General features: G+C 66.8%; 11 protein-coding genes and 1 pseudogene. 5 read left to right on the top strand and 7 right to left on the bottom strand.

Going from position 1 to position 16,183, the window contains the following annotated elements; all coding sequences use genetic code 11:
* Nucleotides 1–79 precede the first annotated feature (79 nt).
* Nucleotides 80–2,011, top strand: a complete 1,932-nt coding sequence (locus tag B141_RS0115565) for a hypothetical protein (protein WP_020576102.1) — start codon at nt 80–82, stop codon at nt 2,009–2,011.
* Entirely contained in the window at nt 2,008–4,935 is a 2,928-nt protein-coding gene (locus B141_RS47465; protein ID WP_157181038.1) for a polysaccharide biosynthesis C-terminal domain-containing protein, read from the top strand. Before B141_RS0115565 ends, B141_RS47465 begins: the two co-directional genes overlap by 4 nt.
* Before the next feature lie 12 nt (nt 4,936–4,947).
* On the opposite strand, the gene B141_RS0115550 is transcribed toward B141_RS47465, so the two are convergent.
* The 7 genes from B141_RS0115550 to B141_RS0115510 form a co-directional block, all read right to left on the bottom strand.
* Nucleotides 4,948–5,988, bottom strand: coding sequence for a glycoside hydrolase family 26 protein (locus tag B141_RS0115550; RefSeq protein WP_020576100.1), 1,041 nt, complete (start codon nt 5,986–5,988; stop codon nt 4,948–4,950).
* 274 nt (nt 5,989–6,262) lie between these two features.
* On the bottom strand, nt 6,263–6,847 hold the full coding sequence (gene pth / locus B141_RS0115545) for an aminoacyl-tRNA hydrolase (RefSeq protein ID WP_020576099.1): 585 nt from the start codon (nt 6,845–6,847) through the stop codon (nt 6,263–6,265).
* 29 nt (nt 6,848–6,876) lie between these two features.
* Nucleotides 6,877–7,515 (bottom strand): 50S ribosomal protein L25/general stress protein Ctc, encoded by a 639-nt coding sequence (locus B141_RS0115540; RefSeq protein WP_020576098.1) that lies wholly within the window; start codon nt 7,513–7,515, stop codon nt 6,877–6,879.
* Between the two features lie 202 nt (nt 7,516–7,717).
* Nucleotides 7,718–8,698 (bottom strand): ribose-phosphate diphosphokinase, encoded by a 981-nt coding sequence (locus B141_RS0115535; protein ID WP_020576097.1) that lies wholly within the window; start codon nt 8,696–8,698, stop codon nt 7,718–7,720.
* Nucleotides 8,695–10,215, bottom strand: a complete 1,521-nt coding sequence (glmU, locus tag B141_RS0115530; RefSeq protein ID WP_337587607.1) for a bifunctional UDP-N-acetylglucosamine diphosphorylase/glucosamine-1-phosphate N-acetyltransferase GlmU — start codon at nt 10,213–10,215, stop codon at nt 8,695–8,697. Before glmU ends, B141_RS0115535 begins: the two co-directional genes overlap by 4 nt.
* A 1,354-nt stretch (nt 10,216–11,569) precedes the next feature.
* Nucleotides 11,570–12,130 carry a dihydrofolate reductase family protein gene (locus tag B141_RS0115520; RefSeq protein ID WP_020576094.1) on the bottom strand — a complete coding sequence of 187 codons (561 nt, stop codon included), beginning with the start codon at nt 12,128–12,130 and terminating at the stop codon, nt 11,570–11,572.
* A gap of 404 nt (nt 12,131–12,534) precedes the next feature.
* Nucleotides 12,535–13,209: a class I SAM-dependent methyltransferase gene (locus tag B141_RS0115510; RefSeq protein WP_020576092.1), complete on the bottom strand. Its 675-nt coding sequence runs from the start codon at nt 13,207–13,209 to the stop codon at nt 12,535–12,537.
* 60 nt (nt 13,210–13,269) lie between these two features.
* On the opposite strand from B141_RS0115510, the gene B141_RS0115505 reads away from it, so the two are divergent.
* The 3 genes and pseudogenes from B141_RS0115505 to B141_RS0115490 form a co-directional block, all read left to right on the top strand.
* Nucleotides 13,270–14,055 (top strand): glycosyltransferase family protein, encoded by a 786-nt coding sequence (locus B141_RS0115505; RefSeq protein ID WP_020576091.1) that lies wholly within the window; start codon nt 13,270–13,272, stop codon nt 14,053–14,055.
* Nucleotides 14,056–14,173: 118 nt separating this feature from the next.
* On the top strand, nt 14,174–15,190 hold the full coding sequence (locus B141_RS40845; protein WP_020576090.1) for an alpha/beta fold hydrolase: 1,017 nt from the start codon (nt 14,174–14,176) through the stop codon (nt 15,188–15,190).
* 644 nt (nt 15,191–15,834) lie between these two features.
* Nucleotides 15,835–16,183: pseudogene (locus B141_RS0115490) on the top strand (transposase); the annotation flags it as partial.

The following is a 16,183-nucleotide window of genomic DNA, read 5'->3' as shown; positions in this document are numbered from 1 at the left end:
ATGGAAAAAGGTCGGCGTCAGGTCACATTCTGGTCTAACGTCTGGTGATCAGCGCTGGAACCGGTTGGGGGGATAATCCATGCGCGACGTCGAGGGTACGTCTGCGCTTGCGACGTTCACGACGAACGCTCTTCGCCGGCACCTCATCCTGCTTCTCGCCCTAGGCGTTCTGGGCGCCGCGGCAGGTGTCGCGTTCGCGCTCTATCAGGGCGTGAGTTATACCGCGACGGCCTCGATCCTGGTCAACCCGCTTCAGGGCAACCCGTACGCACCTGATGGCCGCGGCGAGCAGTTGATGAACCTCGAGACCGAATCCCAACTGGTCCGCACCGAAGGCGTGGCGGCACTCGCGATCCACAAGCTCAAGACCGACCTCACCCCGGACGAGCTCCGGCAGGCCGTCGGGGTGGAGAACCCCACCAACACGCAGGTGCTCAAGATTTCGTTCACCTCCGGCAGCAGGGACGCAGCGATCGCGGGCGCGCAGACCTTCGCCGAGTCCTACCTCAGCTATCGCGCCAGCCGGGCGAAGTCCGTCGTCAGCACCAGGCTCGCGAGGATCCGCAAGCAGCAGTCCGACATCCAGAAGGCACTCGGTGAGGCCACCGCCGAACTCGACGATGCCAGCGCGACCCGCCGTGCGTATCTGGAAGAACGCGTGAGCGCCCTCGCGTCCCAGCTCGCCAGTCTCGAGACCGAGGTCAGCACCCTCACCGCCGCCGACTCCTCACCCGGCCAGGTGATCAGCCCCGCCGCGTTGCCCATGACCGCGGGCGGCACCACGGCCGGTGCCTTCGGCGCGGGTGGGGCCTTGGGTGGGCTCCTGCTCGCCGCCGTCTTCGCCCTGCTCCGAGCCCGCACTGACAACCGGATCCACGACCGGTCCGAGATCGAACGCGCCGGCGTACGAGTCCTCGGCGTCGTACCCAAGGGCGCGCGGTTCAGTGGCCGGGCGGCACCGGCGCGCGGCCGGGTCCGCGAACTCACTGAGGCATATCGTGAGATCCGCACCGCGATCGTGACGTCCGTCGACGCGCCACCCATCGCGCTGGCGGTCGCGAGCGTCTCGCCGCAGATCTCGCCGGCTCCCGAGACGTCGGGCCTGGCCACCGGTCTCGCCCGTGCGGGGTTCAGTGTCGTGGTCGTTGACACCGTAGGCGAGGCCTCCCGGCTGCTCGCGGGCACGGGATCCCTTCCAGGGCTGGCGGAACTCCTCGCGGGCAGCGCCGACCTGCGCCACGTACTCGTCCAGCCCGAAGACAACCTCGTGCTCCTCCCGCTCGGAAAGGCCGACCGGCAGACGATGGACCAACTGCTGTCCCCGCAGATGCGGTCGACCATCAAGCGGCTCCGCGAGTGGTACGACTACGTGATCATCGCCGGCCCGGGCGCGGCCTCTGCCGACGGTCAGGCGCTGGCCTCCCTCACCGATGCGGTGGTGCTGGTCGCGGCCGAGCAGCTGACCACCCGCGGGGAGTTCGAGACCGCGATGGCCGCACTCGAACGCGTCCAGGCGATGCCGGTCGGCGCCGTCATGATCGAAGGCATCCGTGCCGGCCGGGGAGGTGGGCAGGGACCCTCTCAGGACGCCGACGAGCGCACCAGTCGTTCCTCTGTGAGCGGCGCCGCGACGTCCACGCGTTCGGCGGCCGCCGGCACGGCGACCACGACGCGTTCGTCCGCCAGCAGCGAGGCTGCACCGCTCTCGTCCGCGCTGCCAGAATCCCGGTCGCCGCGCGCGAGGACGACAGACACCAGCCAGGCGACCTCAACCACCAACGCCTCCGGCAGCCAGACCGGCCCCAACCCCACCAGTGAGCTGCCTCCGGTAGGGGACGACTCGCCAGAACTACCCCCCGACCTGACACCTCGTCGATCCAGGCGCCTTGATCCGTCCAACGGCACGCAGCGGGCAGCCGGATACGTCCTGGAGATCCCGACCGGAGCCGACCCCACTGACCGCGGCGGCGACGCTCCGCACGGCCGGCGGCGCTCCGCGGAGGGCCGGTGACTGTTAGAGGTCGCGCGGATAGGGGCGCGGCGCCCCGATCCGCGCGACCCCTAAGTCCTTCACTCCAGCGCCTGGCCCGTAGCGGCACCCTCAACCTCGCGGGCACCCTCGCGGGTGGCGCGGCCACCATCGCCCTCGTCGTCGTTGTCACGAACGGGTTTCCGCAGGACGTCGCCGGTACGTTGTTCGCCGCGACGTCGTTCTTCCTCATCGTCTCGGCGATCTCCGGACTCGGCACTGACGTCGGACTCGCCCACACGATCCAGCGGCAGCTGGCCAAGGGAAGCCGGGCCGGCGCGCTCGCCACCGTCCGGATCGCTCTTCGCGCGGTGATCGCGATGAGTTTCGCCGCCGCCATCGCGGTCTGGATCCTCGCGCCGTGGTTGGGCGCGCTGGCCAGCTCTGACGCCGATCCCGCCACGATGACGGCGATGCTGCGGGTGCTCGCCGTCGCCCTGCCCGTGGCATCGGCGTACGACACCGTCCTGGCGGCGACCCGCGCGCACGGCACGATGCGGCCGAACGTCGTTGTGGAGAAGCTCGGCCGGCTACCCGGCCAGATCCTCTGCGTCCTTGTTGTGTGGGCACTCGGCCTTGGCCCGGTCGCCCTCGCGGTGGCCTGGGTGGCGCCGTACTTCCTCGGTCTGATCGGCGTCAGCTGGTGGTACCGCTCGATTGTCGCCTCGCTGAAGCGCGCTGACCTGAACGGCGCTGGTCCGGACGGCGCTGGTCCGGACGGCGCTGGTCCGCATGCCGCGCTGGCCCGGGAGTTCTGGGCGTTCACCATCCCGCGGGCCTTCGGCCGGATCTGCCAGGTCGCGCTGCAGCGAGCCGACATCGTGCTCGTCGCCGCACTGCTCACACCCAGACACGCTGCGGTCTATACGGCGGCGACCCGCTTCCTCGTCTTCGGGCAGCTTGGTATCCAGGCCATCCAGCAGGTCCTGGCGCCGCAGCTGTCTGGGATGTTCGCGCGTGGCGACCTGGCCGGGGTTCGCCGGGTCTTCGCGACGTCGACGGCCTGGCTGATGGCGATCTCCTGGCCGATCTACCTCACCAGCGCCGTGGCCGCGCCGGCGCTGTTGCAGGTGTTCGGTGGTGGCTACGCGGCGGGCCATGCGACGGTGGTCATCCTGGCCATCACCATGCTCGCAACGACCGCGACCGGTTCCGTGGACGTGGTTCTGCTGATGGCCGGACGCAGCCGGCAGAGCCTCGTCAACAACGCGCTGGCGCTGGTCGTCGACGTCGGGCTGGTCGTCCTGCTCGTTCCGTGGCTGGGAATCACCGGCGCGGCAGTCGCCTGGGCGGCGGCGCTGGGCGTACGCAACGTGTTGCCGATGATCCAGGTACGCCGCGCGTTCGGCGTCATGTCGTTGGGTCCGGGCACCGCGTGGGTGGCGGGAAGTGCCGGCCTCTGCTTCGGCGTCATACCCCTCCTCCTCGAACTCGTCCTCCCTGACAGGCTCCCCGTCATCGCGGTGTGGCTGGCGCTCATGTGTGTCACGTACGCCGCACTGCTCTGGCGCGGCCGCCACCTTCTGGAACTCTCAGCGCTGCGGTCGGTCCTGCCCACAGTGTCGCTTGGCCGGAAGGTGCGGCGCCTGGCCCGCGTGGTCGTCGTCAAGTCTGTGGCTCGGCTGCGCCGCCTGCCCCTACCCCACCGGCTGCGGGTCGCGCTCTCCACCCTGCTGCTCCGCAAGCCCGGCTTGACAGAGGTTCCGTTGGACCGGCTGCTGCTGGGTGCCCAGGACGGCGTACCTGTCGCCGACTACGCGCGGGAGTTCGACGACCTGCTGTGGGCGTCGACGCCGGTCCCGCACGGGCCGCACGCCGCGCTGCTCCGGCTGGCCGCCGGGAGTGCTGACACCGGCCCGACGAGCGAGGCCATCCTCGAGTCCGCGTACGGCGCACACGCCCGCCGTTGTGTGCGCCTCACCGGACGGTACTTCTGGGCGTCCGACGACGCCGGCATCGTCGAGGTGGCGCGCACCTTCCTTGCCCGCGGCAATGAGGTCCGCGCCAATGAGGTCCGGACGAATGAGGTCCGGGCGAATGGTGGGGCGCCACGGCGGCCCGATCAGCGCAACGGCCAGAGCACGGCCTCAGACCCCGTTCTCGTCGCCCCCATCCGCGACTCCGACTGCTTTCAGGTACTCGACGGGCACCATCGGCTCGCCATCCTCGCCCATCGTGGGGCGCCCTCGGCGAAGGTCAAGGTCAAACGGGTGCCAGTCACGACACCGCTGCAGGACCTGCTCGGACAGATGAGCTGGATCGGCGGCAAGAAGGAGCTCTACCAGCCCCTCGACGCTCCCGAACTCCAGCGTGGCTGGACCACCGTACGCCGGTGCACCGACCGGATGGAGCTCATGAATCGGCAGCTCGCGACGCTCGGTATCGAGAGGGCCGGCCACAGCTATCTCGATGTGGCGAGTTGCTACGGCTGGTTCGTTCGACAGTTCGCCCGGCGTGGCTTCGCCGCGGAAGGGGTCGAACGTGACCCGCTCGCCCCACGACTCGGCGCGGCCGTCTACGGACTCGACCCGCAGCGGATCAGCGTTGGCGACGCGGTGGAGTTCCTCCGCAACGCCCAGGACACGGGTCACCGCTGGGATGTCGTGTCGTGCTTCAGCCTGCTGCACCATTTCGTCCTCGGTCGGGGCAGCACGACCGCCGAGGAGCTCGCCCGGCTACTCGACGGGGTGAGCGCGCGGGTGCTGTTCCTGGACACCGGCCAGGACCACGAGGCGTGGTTCGCCCGCTCCCTTGCCGGCTGGAACGCCCAGCACATCGGTAATTTCCTGCGTTGCCACACGACGTTCGACGAGATCATCGACCTGGGCCCCGACCAGGACGCGATCCCGCCGTACGCCGACAACTACGGACGCCACCTCTTCGCCTGTGTCCGCACGCCACGCTGATCGGCAAGAGGCTCACGGATTGAAGTACGGCGACTTTCCCGTCTGGCGGTACGCCGTCAGCGACGCCGCCGACGAGTCGACCCGGGTGACGCCGACCGTCCTGCCCGAAGGGCTGTTCCAGTAGACGAACGCCTTGACCTGTGGCCAGTCGGACGCGTCCTGGGCGAGCTGTTTGAAGAAGGTCGCCTTCGCGGCTGGGTTCCCGCTCTCTTCCGAAACACCCCACTCGGCGAGCATCAGCGGTTTGCCGGGCGCGAACCCCGTCGCCCAGCGATAAAAGCCGGGCCAGTTGGGATAGGAGCTGAAGCGCCGGTTGATGAGGTCGGTGACACCACCGCGGTACAACCCGCTCCCGAAGATGTAGGGGTCGTACGCGATCCAGTCAACGACATCATTTCCCGGGTAAAGATCTTGGAACCACGGCTGGGATCCCCAACTCGGCAGGCCCATATAGTTCATGACGGAGACGATGTTCCTGACGCCGCGTTGGCGCAGACGTACGACGACGTGGCGGTACATCGCCTTGTAGTCGCTTGCGGTGAAACCGGATCCCGGCGTCTGGATCACCTCGTCCTCGGGTTCGTGGTGCACCGTGAGGAAGAAGGGTTTGGTGAAGTTGGCGTTGATGTGCGCCGCGAGCCGGTCGATTTCGTCGTTGCTCGACCCACGGGAAACGTCGTACCAGCTGCGACCAGCCTCGGGTTTGTAGTTGATCAGCAGCATGCGGTTCTTGCCGGGTTCGTTAGCTCGGGCGATTTCGCTCGGGGTCGGGAAAAGCTCGCCCGCCCGGTGGTAGAAGTGCGCGATGTTGACCGTGCGCCCGATCTGGCTCTCGAAATTGACGAGCGCTCTGTCCCAGGTCTCACCGCTCAGCGGATTCGCCGCCACTCCCCACCAGGCTCCGCAGGTCGGCACGAGTTTCGGCCCGACTCCGCAGCCGCCCACCACCTGCGGTTTACCCGGGTCCGATTCTGATTCCGCGGACGGACCCTGGCACGAAGCAAACAGCAGAGCGAACGCGACCGCGAAGGCCGCGCCGAGTTTCAGCCGCATGACGGGCCTCCCCCCCTCAAGGCCGGTGACCACACGATATGCGGGCACCGTCGACACAGGAGGCAAACGCGGCCGGCTTCCAGAAAATAAGGAAGGCGTCGACTCCGCGCACCCCCCAGGCGCGAAGTCGACGCTTCAGGAGGTGGAACCCACCAGCCGCGGGGGCGGTTGCGGGCGAGACCAAACCGTGATCAAACGTTGAACGGCGACCATGAGGAGCCTCGAACTGATGCCGTTCGGGGCGAGAATCCGGCGCCGGGCCCAGGGACGCGCCCTAGCCGTGGTAAGCGTTCTGTGCGTACTCGAGACCGTCGACAAGCAGCGCCTCACACGCGTCTGCCGCCCGATCGACGAAGAGCGGCAGCTCCTTGCGTTCAGAACTCGAGAAAGGCGACAGAACGAAATCGGCCGGATCCTGGCGGCCGGGTGGTCGGCCAACACCGCATCGAACGCGGTAATAGTCACCGGTCGAGAGGGACCTGCGGATCGAACGAAGCCCGTTGTGCCCGTTGTCGCCGCCACCGAGCTTCAGTCGCAACGTCGCGTACGGGATGTCGAGTTCGTCGTGCACGACGACCAGGCGGTCGGGACTCAGTTTGTAGAACGACGCAAGGCTCGCCACCGGCCCGCCGGACTCGTTCATGTAGGAGCGCGGCTTGGCCGCCACCACACGGACGCCCGGCACGCCGCCGAGACGTCCCTCGACCACCTCGGCACGCCCGCGCGGGTGTTGGCGGAACTTCCCGCCCATGCGTTCGGCGAGCAGGTCGAGGACCATCTGTCCGACGTTGTGTCGGTGTCCCGCGTAGGTGGGCCCGGGATTGCCCAGGCCCACAATCAGCCAGGCGTTCTCGGTCATGAGAGTGCCGGACGCCGTGACGTCCGCCTCTACTCCTTCTCGGCGCCCTCGGCACCCTCAGCGGCAGCGCCCTCGGCCGCTCCAGCGGCTTCGGTGGCCGCCTCGGCGACCTCGCCCTCAACCTCAGCGGCCGTCGGAGCGGCGGCGACGTTGACGACCAGGGCCTCGGGGTCGACCTGGAGGGTCACACCCCGCGGCAGGGCGATGTCGCGCGCAAGGATCTGGGTGCCCACCGCGACGTCCTCGATCGAAACCTCGATCTGGGCCGGAATGTGGGTCGCCTCAGCCTCGACCGACAACGTGGTGTGCTCCACCGCGACGAGCGAGCCCGGCGCCGGGTCGCCGACGGTTACCACCGGGACGTCGACGACGACCTTCTCGCCGCGCTTGACGATGAGCAGGTCGACGTGCTCGAGGAAACCCTTGATCGGGTCGCGCTGAATCTGCTTGGGGATCGCCAACTCGCTCCGGTCGCCCAGGTCGATGTCGAACAGCGCGTTGGGCGTCTTGAGCGCGAGCATGAGCTCGTGACCAGGCAGCGTCACATGGACGGGAGCGCTGCCGTGGCCGTACAACACCGCGGGCACCAGGCCCGCGCGTCGGATCCGTCGTGCCGCACCCTTGCCAAACTCGGTGCGGGACTCGGCCTTGATCTTGACCTCGGACACGGAAACTACTCCTCGAAAGAATCTGAGCGGTGTCGGCTGCGGCGATGGCTGCTCGGCGGCGCACCAGGCCGACACCGCGTCGATCACGGAGCCGTAGTCCGAGCGTCCCTCGCCGAGGCAACCGGGTAAGAATACCGGCCCCCTCTTGGACGTGAGTACCAGGGGCCGTAACCACCGCGCAACGGGCGGCGGGACCGTCCGCTCAGCTGGCTCCGCCGAAGAGGCTGGTGACCGAACCGTCCTCGAAGACCTCCTGGATCGCCCGGGCGATCAACGGCGCGATCGAGAGCACGGTCAGCGTGTCGAACCGGCGTTCCGGCGGGATCGGCAGCGTGTTGGTGACCACGACCTCGCGGATCCGGGCGTTCTTGAGCCGGTCGACGGCGGGGTCGGAGAGGATGCCGTGGGTCGCCGCGACCATGACGTCCGCGGCGCCCGCCTGCAACAGCGCATCGGCGGCCTTCACGACGGTGCCGCCGGTGTCGATCATGTCGTCGACGACGATGCAGGTGCGCCCCTCGACCTCTCCCACCACCCGGTTGGCGACCACCTGGTTGGGGACGTTGATGTCGCGGGTCTTGTGGATGAAGGCCAGCGGGCATCCGCCGAGCCGGTCAGCCCACTGCTCGGCGACCCGCACCCGGCCGGAGTCGGGCGCGACCACGGTGATCTGGGAGGCGTCGACCCGGGACTGGATGTAGCTCGACAGGACCGGCAGCGCGAGCAGGTGGTCGACGGGACCGTCGAAGAACCCCTGTGTCTGCGCGGTGTGCAGGTCGACCGTCATCAACCGGTCGGCGCCGGCGGTCTGGAGCAGGTCAGCCATCAGGCGGGCGGAGATCGGCTCCCGGCCGCGATGCTTCTTGTCCTGCCGGGCGTACCCGTAGAACGGCGTCACCACCGTGATCCGCTTGGCGGACGCGCGTTTGAGCGCGTCCACCATGATCAGCTGCTCCATGATCCACTCGTTGATGGGCGCCGGGTGGCTCTGGATCACGAAGGCGTCGGAGCCGCGTACCGACTCCTCGAAGCGGACGTAGATCTCGCCGTTGGCGAAGTTGTACGCCGTCGTCGGGACGATCTCGACCCCGAGGAGTTCGGCCACCTCGCGGGCAAGCTCCGGGTGGGCCCGCCCGGAGAAAAGCATGAGGTTCTTCTGGGTGGTGCGCTTGAGCCCGCTCACTGACCGCTCCTCCCGGGGACATCCTCGACGCTGCCAGTGTCTCTCGGCGGACCGTCAGGTGGGCCACCAGGCTCCGCGGGCGTACCGCCGCTAGCGTCCACGGCACGCGCCGCAGCCTCCGCGGTGCGAGTGCCGGCCCGCTTGCGCGCCACCCAGCCGGCGATGTTGCGCTGCTGGCCGCGGGCGACCGCGAGTTCGCCGGGCTCGACGTCCTTGACCACGGTGGAGCCGGCCGCGACGTAGGCGCCGTCGGCGATCTGTCTCGGCGCGACCAGCACCGAGTCACTGCCGACGAAACTGTGGCTGCCGACGTGAGTGTGGTGTTTCGCGACGCCGTCGTAGTTGGCGAAGATCGTGCCGGCGCCGATGTTGGTGCCCTCGCCGATGGTGGCGTCACCGACGTACGTCAGGTGCGGGACCTTGGCGCCGGGGCCGATCTCGGCGTTCTTCGTCTCGACGAACGTACCGATCTTGCCGCCCGCGTCGAGCCGGGTGCCGGGCCGGAGGTAGGCGAAGGGACCCACGGTCGCACCCGCGCCGACCTGGGCGCCCTCGCCGTGGGTACGGATCACCTGGGCGTCGGCGCCGATGCGGGTGTCGATGAGGGTCGTGTCGGGGCCGATCTGGGTGCCGGCGGCGACGGTCGTCGTACCCCGCAACTGGGTGTTCGGGTGGATCGTGGCGTCCGGCTCCAGCGTCACCGTGGTGTCGACCCAGGTGGTCGCCGGGTCGACGACGGTGACGCCGGACCGCATCCAGTGCGCGAGGATGCGATCGTTGAGGATCCGTCGGAGCTCGGCCAGCTGCAACTGGTCGTTGACGCCCAGAATGTCCTGGTAATCCCCGGCGACCACCGCGCTGACGGTGTGGCCGTCCTCGCGCAGGATCCCGAGCACGTCCGTGAGGTACTCCTCGCCCTGGCTATTGTCTGCCTTGACCCGCCCGAGGGCGTCGGTCAGCAGGCGGGCGTCGAACGCGTAGATGCCGGAGTTGATCTCGGCGATCGCGGCCTGCTCGGGGGTCGCGTCCTTGTGTTCGACAATGCCGCTGACCCCCTTCTCGTCGCGCAGGATCCGGCCGTAACCGCTCGGATCGGGAACGACGGCGGACAGCACCGTCGCGGCCGCGCCGGCCTGGCGGTGGCCCTCGAGCAGTTGGCGGAGCGTCTCGACCGGCAGCAGCGGCACATCGGCGTACGTCACCACCACGGTGCCGTCGAGCGCCGGGAGGGCCTCCAGCGCCGTACGGACGGCGTGCCCGGTGCCGCGCTGCTCCTCCTGGACCACCGGCTGCGCGCCCTCGTCGAGCTGAGCCAGATGTGGGACGACCTGGTCACGGCCATGCCCCACCACCACCGCGAGGTAGGTGGGTTCGAGGGCACGGGCCGAACGCACGACGTGGCCGAGGAGGCTCAGGCCACCGATCTCGTGCATGAACTTGGGGGTACGGGACTTCATCCGGGTGCTCTTGCCGGCGGCAAGGACGAGGACGGCGGCTGGATTCATGGACGCGATCACGCGGGCAGACTCCTCGGCGTCGCGGGGCATGTTCGGGGCGAGCATAACCGTGCCGGGCCGTCGCCGTGGCCAGGCCCGGCCAGCTCACCCGGCCCGGGATGCCCTGTAACGTCCTCTTCTCTGCCCTGCTCCCCGCTGGGTCCTGTCCCCCGCCTGGTGCTGTCCCTGTTCGTTGTGGTCCGACCGACGGCGTACGCGCACCGGATCGTCGCGCTTGGCGGGAGCGCCGCCGCTCAGCCGTGATCTTCTTTCGGTGCGGGTTGTGGAATTCGCCGACAATGTCCGGGCTGGAATTTGTCCGCGATATCGCCATTCCGGGCCGCGGCACCGGGCGGCCAGAGGCGCCAATATGGCCTTGACGTGCTGGCGAAGGGGTTGGGAGCATGACGCGAGTCATCAAAGACGAGCGCGAGAGGAGACCAGAACCCATGCCAGTCGCATCCTCTATGGTCACCTCCGCGGCTTCCCGCAGCTGACGTAATCTCCCAGCACGTGGGGTCCTGCCGCTGAGGTTTCTCACGTCCGCGGCCAACTGCCGCCGACGCCCTATCTGCGGCCCTTGCACCGACACGTCTCCACTCACTTCACCGACTGACGCGTCGTCGCGATTCCTGCTGTTCCCTCACCTCACCATTGCCTGGCCTGCGCCGAGGCCGTCTCCTAGGACGCCGCCGCGCCGCGATGGCGAGGCATGAGGTCCAGCCCGCATGTACACGCGCTTCGTACAGGAGGAAGGAACCCGTCATGCGAGCCCTTACGGTCCATCCCACCCTCCGGTGCGGTGTCGGACCGACGGGATTCTGCCTTATTTCATAGGCGATCCCGGCTAGCCCACTCATCTGTCGAAGCTGCCGCACGGGCCTTAACCAGGCGCCGGAGGGACTCCGCCCCTTCCCTCCTGACGCTTCAGGGAGACGCCTACCGTGCGTACGTACGCGCGGCGCTGCGCCCTACCCGCATTCCGTGGGCAGGCGTGAGATGCGCCCGGCGAAGACAAAGATCATGAAGTTTCGCATGAACACCAAGTACGTCCACCACCGGTCCGAGGGCCTCACCCGTCGACAGAACGGTGGTACCAGGCAGCTCATCCTCGACGAACCGGAACCGCGCCGGTCTCCGTCCGACCTCGGGGATGAGCTGGATCGCGATCAAGGCCGTACGTCCACGGCCGAGGACGCGACCTCTGCGTGACGAGGACTACGCAACCTCTCTATGGATCCGTGCGGGACCGCCTGCACCCTTGGGCGTTTCCCGCACGGACACCCTGATCGCCAACCCTGGACGCTGGTCCATTCAACGGTCCATGGTTCGCGGAATAGGCCACCCGCAGATGCGTTGGTGTAAACGCACTCCGTCAGCGTTTGGCGAGGTAACGGAGATAAGCCACGCCATTGCCGAAACGGGGTTCGTCAAGGAGTTCGAGCTGCGTCCAGACACCGGCCGGCAGAGCCGGTTTACCGCCACCGACCATGATCGGTATGAGGAACAGGTGGTACTCATCGACCAAGCCTGCCTTGATCGCATGGGCGGCGAGGCTGGGCCCACCGACGGCGATGTCATGACTGGTCTTCGCCTCCAACTCCCGGACCGCTTCGGGGTCGAAGGCGCGTTCGATGCATGTCCTGGTCGTGGACACTTCCTGCAGCGTCGTGGAATACACGATCTTGTCTGCCGCCTGCCAGATCTGCGCGAAATCCGCCGCGAGCGCTGACTGGGCAGCGATGCCGGGGTCGGTTTCCCACCCGTTCATCGTTTCGTACATCCGTCGCCCATAGAGGTACGTGCCGGCCCCCCGCTCGAGGTCGTTGACGAACGCGTGTACCTCCTCGTCTGGCACAGCCCAGTCGAACTTCCCATCCTCGTCTTCGATGTAGCCGTCCAGCGACATGATCGCGGCATAGATCAAGTTGCCCACCGCGAACCCTCCTCACATGGTCAATGGCAGTAAGGCGAACGTCATACTGAGACGGCGCCGAGCCGCAAAACTCATCGGTCCGGCGAGGCAGGGCCAACGTCACACGGTCGGCCCGGAAGCGCAGCAGGGCGATCAGAGCGGTCGATCCAGGAGAGTGGCTGTACCGTACATCGTCGCCTGCGCTCCGCCGGAAGCGAGCGACTGGCGAACGTGCGGCTCAGCTAGCCGGGAGGGGTCTTGCAGTGAGTGTGTTGTTGATCATCTTCTTTATGAGCACCCAGGTCATAACGATCATGTACCTGCGGGACATCCTGGGCGAGCTGAGGAAACGCCCCCGCCCGGCGGAGGAAGAGGAGCGTCGGTGACCTCCATGGAGGCGGATCGGTGCGCCTCCATGGAGGACCTCAGGCAGTCGCGGCAATGCAACGAAGGTAAAGCAGGTTCGGAACCCCTCGCCCAGCAGGCGGCTCATCCGACGGCTCGACCATCTTCGCGATCGACATGCCCGCGCTCGAAAGGGCGTTGACGTATGTGCTGAGCGATCGATGGTAGGCGTGCGGTGGCAACCAGTCCGGACCGTCAACCTTCTCGTATGGGCCATCGGCCAGATAATCGTCAACCGCATCGACGTGCGGTCTGTAACAGGGGTGAACGACCGACAGCACAAAGTACCCACCCGGTCGGAGAACCCTTGCGACAGCTCCTACCGTGGGTGCGAGCCCCGGAATGTCCATCAACGCCATATGGCAGACCACGCCGTCGAAGCTCGCACTTTCGAACGCCGCAAGGTCCTGAGCGTCCCCTTGGACGTACCGGATAGCGCGCGGACTCACCTGCTCGAGTTGACGGGCGTACGCCAACAAACGTTCGGAAATATCCACGCCAACGACATCGGCACCAAGATCAGCCAACCACCTGGCATCTCTCCCCTGCCCACAGGCCAAGGTGAGCACCTGCTGGCCTTGCACGTTGCCGACCAGGTCCTCCAGGATCGGGTCGCGTGGACGCGCCCCCTCCGGATCAAACGTCTGGTGGTAGACCACAGCCACGTCGTCGTACGCCGCCCTCATAGAAGCCATGCAACAGTCCTACCAGAGACTATGCGTAATGCAACGTCCACCAGGACGGGAGACGTCACGATGATCCGTGCGGCCGTGGTCAACCACAACACGTCCACCTGGACCGAACTCGCGGTGCGGTCGCTGTTCGCGCAACACCCCGGGCTCGACATCACGCTGACGATCTACGACAACGCTTCCGGTGACGACATGACGGGCCTGCGGCAGGCGGCCGATCAACTCGATGTCCCCATCGTCCAGTCAGGCTTCAGCACGGATTCCACCCACAACTCCCATGGCGAAGTTCTGCGCCAATTCGTGCTCGACCCCGCGAACGCCGACTGTTCCTATTTTCTGTTCCTCGACACCGACGTCTGCTTCACCCGCCAGGACACAGTTAACCAGCTCATCGACGCTTTGAACGCTGACGAGCGAGCATTTGGAGCCGGACCACGTATGTCCTGGGATGGCGAGACAGTCACACCGGCCGAGCGGGAGCAGTGGGTGAAGAACCGGTGCTTGTACGAGGCTCGGCTACACCCGTGCTGCGCTCTGATCCGCAACACACCAGCGTTTCGGCGAGTTGTCGAAGAAGTCGGCCTGTCGTGCGCAACCCTCATGGAGGGCGACGAAAGTCAGTACCTCGACACTTGCGAACTGATGACCCGGATCATGCGTACCCACGGTCTACACCACGTGATCGTCGAGACGCTTGTGCTGCACGCGTTCGGAGTGTCATACCCCAACGCATGGCAAAACCTCCTTGCAGCAAAACAGGAACGCCGAGATGCCTGGCTGAATCGATTCCGTTCCCAGGATGCCGGTGAAGTAAGATCCGCCGAAACCTCCCGTCATTTTCCTGAATAGCGGTGGTCGAGGAGTTCGGCGAAAGCTGCTGCCGCGGCGTCGACGCGGGCGGGATCGGTCGTGACGAGTCGATCGAGTGCCAGTCCGTCGAGCGTGTCCAGGATGCCTGGGTCGCGTCGTGGTCGGCGTGCTCGCCGCGGCCGTCGTACTGGTGGCGGTCGGGGTGGTCCTGCCGGCGAGCACCGACCCGATTCCGGGCAACCGCGGCGTCGCGGAACTCACCACCATCGCCAGTGGCGCTCATCGGCTCGGCCTGATGATTCGTGGTGTCGACACGACCAAACCCATTCTGCTGTTCGTGCGCGGCGCTCCGGGCGCCGCCGAACGAGGCGCGGTCCGTGCACACCTGTCCGAGTTGGAGAGACACTTTGTCGTCGCCACCGTGGACCGGCGCGGCGGAGGGAGTTCGTACCCTTCGATCGAACCAACCGCCACCCTGAGTCTGAACGACGAGATCGACAACACCCTCGCCGCTGCGAACTACCTGCGGCAGCGGTTTCGCGCCAACCGGATCTATCTTCTGGCCCACTCCGGGGGAACGATCCCGGCCGTGTTCGCCGCGCAACGGCAACCAGAGCTGTTTCGGGCGTACGTCGGAGTCGGGCAGGCCGTCGATCTCGCAGAAGCCGACCGGGCGCAGTACGCCGAGACCCTCGCCTGGGCGCGTCGTCACCACCGCACCGACCTCGTAGTGGCTTTGACGGCAGCGGGCCCGCCGCCGTACTCAACCATTTATGGGTACGAGCCAATGGTGCTCGCCGAAAACGAGGTCTTCTCGCAAGGCGGCGGGCAGGGCGGGATTGACGAGAGCATCGCCGCCCGACAATACACGCTGCTTGAAAAAGTTCATCCTTTCTCGGAGTTTCTCGACACCTACAGCATCTATTATCCGCGGGTGCAGGACGTCGACCTGCGCACCCAGGTCGCTCGACTCAAGATACCCGCCTATTTCGTCGACGGTGAGAACGAAGTGCCCGCGAGGCTGCGGCTTATGCGAGAGTGGCTCGCCGAACTTCGGGCGCCGCGCAAGGAACACATCGTCCTCGCCGACAGCGCGCATCGATCGATGTACGAACGACCCGCGGAGTTCACCGACATCCTGGTGCGTCGGGTACTCGCCGACACTTTGAACTAACGCCTCTGAATGCCGAACCCGCCGGGTACTACAGCCGTAGATCGTGATCTTGGCTGGCCCCTTTGTGGGTAACGGCTCTGCGGTCCGCGCCGCCGCGATCCTGGGCATCCGACCCGACCCGGCTCGCGGGAGCCGCAGGATATCCGGCGAAGCAGTGGAAACTTTTCCGCGTCCCGACCGGAAAAGTCTCCACTGTCTACCCCAAGCCCAGTGACGGTTTACTCAATGGGATTGTGGATCGCTTAGTGAACCTTCACGGGTTACGGAAAGCGATTCATAGCTACACAAAATTACATTCCGGGGAGCCTTCGAATGGGGATTTTGGGCGGGGTTTTGTCGGTGGTCGCCGATAGTGTTCCGGTTATGGAGATCACGACTGGCGCCCCACCCACGCACCCGGTGCTGGGCTTGATGGGTGCGGTCGATTCCATGCTCGCTGACATTCTGGAATCCCCCATCTGGTCGTATACGGATGCTGAGCGGGCCGAGGCTGTGGAGCTGGCGCATAAGATCGTTGGTCGGTCTGAAGCGCTGCGGCTTCGGACCATCCACGACGTTGACACCCACGAGCTTGCCTCCCAGGCGGGGGCGACTGAATCGCCCCGGAGTGTCCGGAGAGCTCATTCCTTGGAAGGATGACTCTCATGGCACGTTCGTCTTCGTATCCCGCTGAGCTGCGTGAACGCGCGGTGCGGATGGTGGCTGAGCACCGGGATGACTATGGATCTGAGTTCGAGGCGATCAAGTCGATCGCTTCGAAGTTGGGGATCGGGTCGGCGGAAACCCTGCGGAAGTGGGTCCGGCAGTCCGAGATCGATGCCGGGCAGCGGCCGGGTGTCAGCAGTGAGGAGAACACGGAGATCAAGCGGCTGAAGCGGGAGAACGCCGAGCTGCGGCGGGCGAACGAGATCTTGAAGGCGGCGTCGGCTTTCTTCGCGGCGGAGCTCGACCGCCCACACCGGTTCTAGTGGACTTCATCACCTGCCATCGGGG

The sequence above is a fragment of the Actinopolymorpha alba DSM 45243 genome (assembly GCF_000373925.1).
GTDB classification, from domain to species: domain Bacteria; phylum Actinomycetota; class Actinomycetes; order Propionibacteriales; family Actinopolymorphaceae; genus Actinopolymorpha; species Actinopolymorpha alba.
The sequence above is the reverse complement of the archived record's forward strand: the minus strand, read 5'-3'. Positions and strand labels throughout refer to the sequence as shown.

Excerpts from the sequence above, each read along its gene's own strand:
- B141_RS0115565 (WP_020576102.1), top strand. The coding sequence starts at position 80 with ATGCGCGACGTCGAGGGTACGTCTGCGCTTGCGACGTTCACGACGAAC.
- B141_RS0115550 (WP_020576100.1), bottom strand. The coding sequence starts at position 5,988 with ATGCGGCTGAAACTCGGCGCGGCCTTCGCGGTCGCGTTCGCTCTGCTG.
- pth (WP_020576099.1), bottom strand. The coding sequence starts at position 6,847 with ATGACCGAGAACGCCTGGCTGATTGTGGGCCTGGGCAATCCCGGGCCC.
- B141_RS0115510 (WP_020576092.1), bottom strand. The coding sequence starts at position 13,209 with ATGGCTTCTATGAGGGCGGCGTACGACGACGTGGCTGTGGTCTACCAC.
- B141_RS0115505 (WP_020576091.1), top strand. The coding sequence starts at position 13,270 with ATGATCCGTGCGGCCGTGGTCAACCACAACACGTCCACCTGGACCGAA.